The 7253-nt window shown below is 60.5% G+C and carries 4 protein-coding genes and 2 pseudogenes; all 6 read left to right on the forward strand.

Annotated features, from left to right (window positions below):
* Positions 1 to 293 (forward strand): annotated as a pseudogene (locus JNM42_RS11155) (class II fumarate hydratase); the annotation flags it as partial.
* Positions 294 to 796: 503 nt separating this feature from the next.
* A complete protein-coding gene (locus JNM42_RS11160; RefSeq protein WP_294269540.1) occupies positions 797 to 982 on the forward strand; it encodes a CsbD family protein in 186 nt (61 codons plus the stop codon).
* A gap of 109 nt (positions 983 to 1091) precedes the next feature.
* The gene (locus JNM42_RS11165) at positions 1092 to 1793 is read left to right on the forward strand and encodes a BON domain-containing protein (RefSeq protein WP_294269543.1); all 702 of its coding nucleotides are present in this window, start codon (positions 1092 to 1094) and stop codon (positions 1791 to 1793) included.
* Positions 1794 to 2059: 266 nt separating this feature from the next.
* A complete protein-coding gene (locus JNM42_RS11170; RefSeq protein ID WP_294269546.1) occupies positions 2060 to 3244 on the forward strand; it encodes an AI-2E family transporter in 1185 nt (394 codons plus the stop codon).
* A gap of 473 nt (positions 3245 to 3717) precedes the next feature.
* Positions 3718 to 6795: a chemotaxis protein CheB gene (locus JNM42_RS11175; protein ID WP_294269548.1), complete on the forward strand. Its 3078-nt coding sequence runs from the start codon at positions 3718 to 3720 to the stop codon at positions 6793 to 6795.
* 170 nt (positions 6796 to 6965) lie between these two features.
* A pseudogene (locus JNM42_RS11180) lies at positions 6966 to 7253 on the forward strand (hypothetical protein); the annotation flags it as partial.

The raw sequence follows: 7253 nt of genomic DNA on the forward strand, positions 1-7253 counted from the left end.
TACGCCTGCTGGCTGACGGCATGCTCAGCTTTGAAGCGCACTGCGTACGCGGCTTGGAAGCCAATCGCCAGCGCATCGGGGAACTCCTGGAACGCTCCCTGATGCTGGTCACCGCACTGGCCCCGCATATCGGTTACGAGCGTGCCGCCATGATTGCCCGGCGGGCGCACTACAATGGGAGCACGCTGCGCGAGGCGGCGCTGGCCCTCGGTTATGTCAGTGAAACGGACTTCGACCTATGGGTCCAGCCGGCAGAAATGATCAGACCGAATGCCCAGACCGGATCACGATAATCGTGATGTCAATGTAAAGCCGTGATGGCTCAAGGTAAATTTGTTCAATAAACCCATCGCCATTCCGGCGCAGGCCGGAATCCAGATTTGCACATCCGATCAAGAGGTTGATAAAACTGTCTTGATGAACGAACTGGATTCCGGGTCAAGCCCGGAATGAGCGCAAAGCCTGGCCTCGGGCCACGGTAGGTTCAGCTCGTTTTTCCGATTGTCGTAATGGCTATCGGAGGAATCTACTGGATTCCGGCGTTCGTCGGAATGACGGCTTGGGAGGTGTTTATCCATCAATTCAAAGCCTCTGGGCCCGCCGTACCTCCCGTCCGCTGGCAGCAGGCCGCGAATCCGTATTTGCCCTTGCTCGGTGCAGCAGCTCAGATCTGGCAAGTTATGCGCGCTAGCGCACAGAACTCGCCTGACTAATTGCCTATTCTCTTCATTGAGAGCGTTGCTAAGCAAAACCGGCGCTCCCGAACATCATCAACCCTCAATTACAGGAGAAAAGCATGAACAAGGATCAAACCACCGGTCGCATCAAGGAAGCCAAAGGCAAAGTGAAGGAAGTCGTCGGCAACCTGGTCGGCAACAAGGAGATGGAACTCAAAGGCAAGGTTCAGAACACCCAGGGCAAAGTCCAGGCGACGTATGGCGATGCCAAGGAAGACATCAAGGACGCCCTCAAGGGCAATTAGTCGTACTCGCCCCTGCCGTCTTCCCCGCCCTCCGGCGGGCAAGACGGTTACTGGTTTTTCGAACAGGCAGGCATACAAATAGTCAAATTCAACAATTAAAGGAACGACGATGAAAAATCTCAAAATTACCCTGGTCGCGGCGGCGATGGCCTTGGCCTTCAGCAACGGCGCGCTGGCGCAAACCCTGTCGAAGGCCGAATACAAGGCCGACAAGGACAAGATCGCGGCTGAATACAAATCCGCCAGTGCGGCGTGCAGTTCATCGACCGGCAACGCCAAGGATATCTGTATGGTCGAGGCCAAGGGCAAGCAGAAGGTCGCAACAGCCGAACTCGATGCCCGCAACAAGCCCAGCGCCAAGGCGAGCAAGGACGTAAGCACCGCCAAGGCAGACGCCGATTACGCGCTAGCCAAGGAAAAGTGCGACGACAAGGCCGGCAACGACAAGTCAGTCTGCGTCAAGGAAGCCAAGGCAGCCCAGGCCCAGGCCAAGGCTGCTCCGAAAGCGCCGGTGGCACCGGCAACGGCGAGCAAACCGGACAGTGAGAAACCCGCCGCGCCTACGTCCAAGAAGGAATCCACCGGTGAGTATGTCGACGACGCCGTCATCACGAGCAAGGTGAAGGCCGCTGTGTTGGGAGAATCTTCGCTCAAATCGGCTGAAATCAACGTCGAAACCTACAAGGGCATTGTTCAATTGACCGGCTTCGTAAGATCCCGTGCCGATATCGACAAGGCGGTTGCCGTTGCGCGCGGCGTCAAAGGCGTGACATCGGTCAAGAATGACATGATCGTCAAGGGCCAGCAGTAAGCCCAATCGCCTTTCATGCTTCCCTGGACACGCGTTTCGGGGAAGCGCGGTCGGCACGTCAGTATCAGACAATCACTATTCGGCCCGATGAAGTTTGAAATATCCGTCAAACCGGCGAATGCCGGTATCCAGCACTGGCGTGGATTCGCCTCCTGGACCCCGGCTTTCGCCGGGGCGAGCGCGAAGCCTGGCCTCGGGCCACGACTTCATACATTTGCGGTCGGATCAATAAGCGCGTTCCCCATTCGGAGTCACCGGAGTCAGGAATGACCGATCCCGCTATCACCCGGGCAGACGGCACTGGCGCAGACCCGGCGACAGAAGGTGCTGAGCCCGCCGAGCCGAGTCGCGCGCTGCTGCCCATGCCGGTCGATGTGCGCAGCGTTTCGCTGGCGGTGCTGGCCACGCTGGCCAGCGTATTCATGCTGCATTGGGCCAGCGTCGTTTTAATTACGGTGTGTGTAGGCCTGCTTTTCAGTTATGCACTATCGCCGCTGGTGGACTGGCTGCAGAGGCGCCGGATTCCGCGTGCATTGAGCGCCGCGCTGCTGATACTGGGCCTGTTCAGCGGCTTTGGAGCGATCGTCTATTCGCTCAGCGACGAAGCCAGCCAACTGATCGAAATGCTGCCCTCTGCCGCGCAAAAACTGCGCGACTCCATCCATTCCCGGTCAGGCAAGACAGACAATGCGCTGGAAACAGTACAGAAAGCCGCCACCCGGCTTGAGCAGGCAGCCGAAGAATCGACCCCTGTCGAGCCGCTTGGCCGTGGCGTGCAACGGGTGCAGATCGACAAACCGAGATTCGACATCAAGGATCATCTCTGGAACGGAACTCTCGGGGTGCTGGGCATGTTGTACCAGATCGGGATGGTGGCGCTGATCGCCTTCTTTCTGATGACTTCGGGAGACAGCTACAGGGCGAAACTGGTCAAACTAGCCGGCCCCGCGCTGAGCCGGAAAAAGATCACGCTGCAGGCGCTCAACCAGATCAACATGCAGATTCAGCGCTATCTGCTGGTGCAGTTGTTTACCAGCATCGTGGTCGGCGTGGCCACCTGGTTATGCTTTCTGGCGATCGGCATGGAGAATGCGGCGGTCTGGGGCTTAGCCGCAGGCCTGCTCGATCTGATTCCTTACATCGGCAACATGATTGTCACCACAGGCTCGGCACTGATGAGTTTCCTGCAATTCGGCACACTGGAAATGGCCTTGCTGGTTGGCCTGATTTCCCTGGCAATCCACAGCATTGAAGCTTTCCTGCTCACACCCTGGCTGACCAGTCGTGCCAACAAGATGAATCCGGTGGCCATCTTTGTCGGCGTTTTTGCCTGGGGCTGGCTGTGGGGGGTGTGGGGCTTGTTGCTCGCGGTACCGATCATGGTAGTCATCAAGGCCATATGCGACCGGGTTGACGACCTCAAACCGGTGGGTGAATTTCTCGGCGCCTGAGCGAGCTTCAACCCGGCGCCAGGGCAATTGCATACGTCATTTCTGGAGCGATTGTGCGCTGCGGAATTCGTATTCCCGGTTAACCCCTGATAGTGCTTGAAAATAATGGGGTTTATGTACGTTGGCGAACGGAATGTGCACAACGGCACGGGTAAAGTTAGAAACGTTGTAGAGTGAATCGCTGCAAGAACGCGATTCGATTGTTTAATCCCCGTGAAAGGAAAATATCATGAACAGCATCGTTTATATCGTCGGCGCCGTCGTCATCATTCTCGCTATCCTGTCGTTCGTCGGGCTGCGCTAACGCCTGGGCCCGACCAGGGTAGTACTTAATTGCGGAAGGCCGGGCCGATGCACTGCGCATAGCACCTACCGAGCGGCAAGCTTCATGGAGATGGCATTTTCCCACCCTCCTCTCCGGATGAGCGTATCATGACAGGAATGGTGCGCCCGCATGGCGCGCGGGAGAGCGCATGACAGCCAACAAACCAGGGAAGAAAGCCGGAACAGACGCGTTGGCGATGCCTCCAGACCAGGGCGAAGCCGAAGTAAAACACCCCGACAGCGTCTTCCCGATCGTCGGCATTGGCGCTTCGGCCGGCGGTCTGGCCGCCTTCGAAGCCTTCTTCTCCGGCCTGCCCTCCGACAGCGATCCGGGCATGGCCTTTGTCCTGGTGCAGCACCTGGCGCCGGATCACAAGAGCATCCTCACCGACCTGCTCCGGCGCTACACCCGGATGGAGGTGTTCGAGGTCGACGACGGTATGGTAGTGCAGCCCAACTGCGTCTACATCATCCCGCCCAACTACGACATGGCGTTTCTCAACGGCACGCTGCAATTGCTCGAACCGATGGCGCCGCGCGGCCAGCGTCTGCCGATTGACTTCCTGTTCCGCTCGCTGGCCCAGGACCAGCACGAACACGCCATCGGCATCGTGCTCTCCGGCACCGGCAGCGACGGCACGCTGGGTGTGCGGGCGATCAAGGGCGAAGGTGGCATGGTCATGGCGCAGAACCCGCAGTCCTGCGAGTTCGATGGCATGCCGCGCAGCGCCATAGCCACCGGCCTCGTCGATTACGAACTGCCGCCGGCCGAAATGCCGGCCCGGCTGCTGGCCTACACCGCGCACGCCTTCGGCAAGCTCCCCCGGCACGCCACCGTCTCGACCCCGAGCCGCGAGGGCGCACTGAAGAAGATCTTCATCCTGCTGCGCGCCCAGACCGGCCACGACTTTTCCCAATACAAGCCGAGCACCATCCACCGTCGCATCGAACGGCGCATGGCCGTGCACCAGATCGACGGCATCGACAGCTACGTCAAGTTTCTGCAGCAGAGCGCGCCCGAAGTCGAGGCGCTGTTTCGTGACCTGCTGATCGGCGTCACCAGTTTCTTCCGCGATCCGGAGGCCTTCAAGGTACTCGAGGACGAGATCGTCCCCCGGCTCTTTGCCGACAAGCCGGCAGGCGGCACGATCCGCGTCTGGTCGACGGGTTGCTCGACCGGCGAAGAAGCCTACTCGATTGCCATCCTCCTGCAAGAACGCATGGAGGCCCTCAGGCAAAGCTACACGCTGCAAATCTTCGCCACCGACATTGACCAGCGGGCGATCGAGACCGCACGCGCCGGACTCTATCCGGCCAGCATCGCCGCCGACCTTTCACCCGAGCGGCTGGCGCGTTTCTTTACGGCCACGCCGGACGGCGGCGCCTACCGCATCAACAAGGGCCTGCGCGACCTGCTGGTCTTTTCCAAACAGGATCTGATCAAGGATCCGCCCTTCTCCCGGCTCGACCTGATCAGTTGCCGCAACCTGCTGATCTATTTCGGCGCAGAGTTGCAGAAGAAGCTCATTCCACTGTTCCACTACGCGCTGAAAGCGGGCGGCATTCTGCTCCTTGGCACATCCGAAGGCGTCGGCGAGTTTACCGGGATGTTTAACGTGCTCGACCGCAAAGCCAAGCTGTATCAGCGCAGAGAAGACGATGAGGGCGCGCCGCGTGCGCCCCTCGGGCATTATCTGCCGCCGCTGATCGCCCATCAGGCGCGCGCAGCGATCACTGAGGCACGGCCACGCGGTGCCGGGACGCGCATCGCCGCGCCACTGCCGCTGCGCGAACTGACCGAACAGGCCCTGTTGCAGCAGATTGCCCCGGCCGCCGCGCTGGTCAATGGCCAGGGCGATATTCTCTACCTGCACGGGCGCAGCGGGATGTACCTGGAGCCGGCTCCCGGCGAAGCGGGGATCAACAACATCCTGAAGATGGCGCGCGAAGGGCTGCGGCAGGATCTCGCCATGGCGCTGAACAAAGCGCTCGCCAGCGACGATCTGGTACGCGCCCTGGGGGTCAAGGTCAAGACCAACGGCCACTTCACCCGCGTCAACCTGAGCATCCGTCCGCTGCGCCACGGCGCGGCCGGGAGGGCTGAGTTACCCGGATCGCCCGGGGTGCCGCTCTACCTGGTCATCCTCGAAGAAGCCTCCGGCCTCGAATCCGAAGCCATGCCAGCGGCGGACTTGACCGCCGGTTCAGACGCAGACGGCACCGCTGCCGAAGCACGCATCGCAGCGCTCAGGGACGAACTGCGGGCCAAGGACGAATACCTGCAGAGCACCCATGAGGAACTGGAAAGCGCCAACGAAGAGCTCAAGTCCTCGAATGAGGAAATGCAGTCGGTGAATGAAGAACTGCAATCGAGCAACGAGGAGCTGGAAACCTCCAAGGAAGAATTGCAGTCGGTCAACGAAGAGCTGGCGACGGTCAATACCGAGTTGCAAACCAAGGTCAGCGATCTGTCGCGCTCGAATAACGACATGAACAACCTGCTGGCCGGCACCGGCATCGGCACCGTGTTTGTCGACCATCAACTGCGCATCCTGCGCTTTACCCCGGCGGCCAGTGCGATCATCAACCTGATCCTCTCCGACGTCGGGCGGCCGGTCGCGCACCTCGTCTCCAACCTGGTGGGCTACTCCAGCCTGGTCGCCGATACCCAGGCCGTGCTCGATACCCTGATCGCCAAGGAACTCGACGTGCAGACCAGGGCGGGCCAGTGGTACTCGATGCGCATCAATCCCTACCGCACGCTCGACAACGTGATCGAGGGCGCGGTGATCTCCTTTGTCGACATCACGGAGACGGTACAGATACGCGATGCGCTGCGCAAAGCCAACGATCTGCTGCGCCTGGCGGTAGTCGTGCGCGATGCGCACGATGCCATCGCCGTGCAGGACCTGGAGGGCCGCATCCTGGCCTGGAACCCCGCTGCGGTGCGCCTCTATGGCTGGAGTGAAGGCGAGGCCTTGGTGATGAACGTGCGCGACCTGATCCCGCCGGACTTGCGCAAGGATGCGCTGGCCACGATACTTCAACTTGGCCGGGCAGAAATTCTGGCGCCGTACCGTACGCAGCGGATCACCAAAGACGGTGCGCAGATCGACGTCTGGATGACCGCCACCGCCTTGCTCAATGAGGACGGGGAGATGTATGCGATTGCCACATCCGAACGGGGCGTCGAGTCGACCGACCGATTGCCGAGTGCAAGCCCGTAGGTCGGGTTAGCCCGCAGGGCGTAACCCGACCTAAAAGTGGGTCACACGATCCGACGATTGTCGGGTTGACGGGTTATGCCCCGCCGGAAATCCCCAAAGGGGACGCTACGCTAACCCGACCGACGGATCTGCGTATCGACGTGGCTGTACAGGGACGTAGGAGACATTCAATGATCGATAAGAACAAGCCAGCAACAGGCTCTGCGCTGCGCCGGCAGGCCGAGGAGATCCTGCACCGACAGGGCTTGCAGACGCCGGAACAGCTTGCCGCCCTGACACCCGCAGCCGCGCAACACGTAGTGCACGAGTTGCAGGTGCACCAGATCGAACTGGAAATGCAGAACGACGAACTGCGCCAGTCGCAGGTGGCACTCAAAATCGCGCGGGCGCGCTACTTCGAGCTCTATGACCTGGCGCCGGTGGGTTATTGCAGCGTCGGCGAGCCCGGGCTGATCATC

The sequence above is a fragment of the Propionivibrio sp. genome (assembly GCF_016790145.1).
GTDB lineage: Bacteria > Pseudomonadota > Gammaproteobacteria > Burkholderiales > Rhodocyclaceae > Propionivibrio.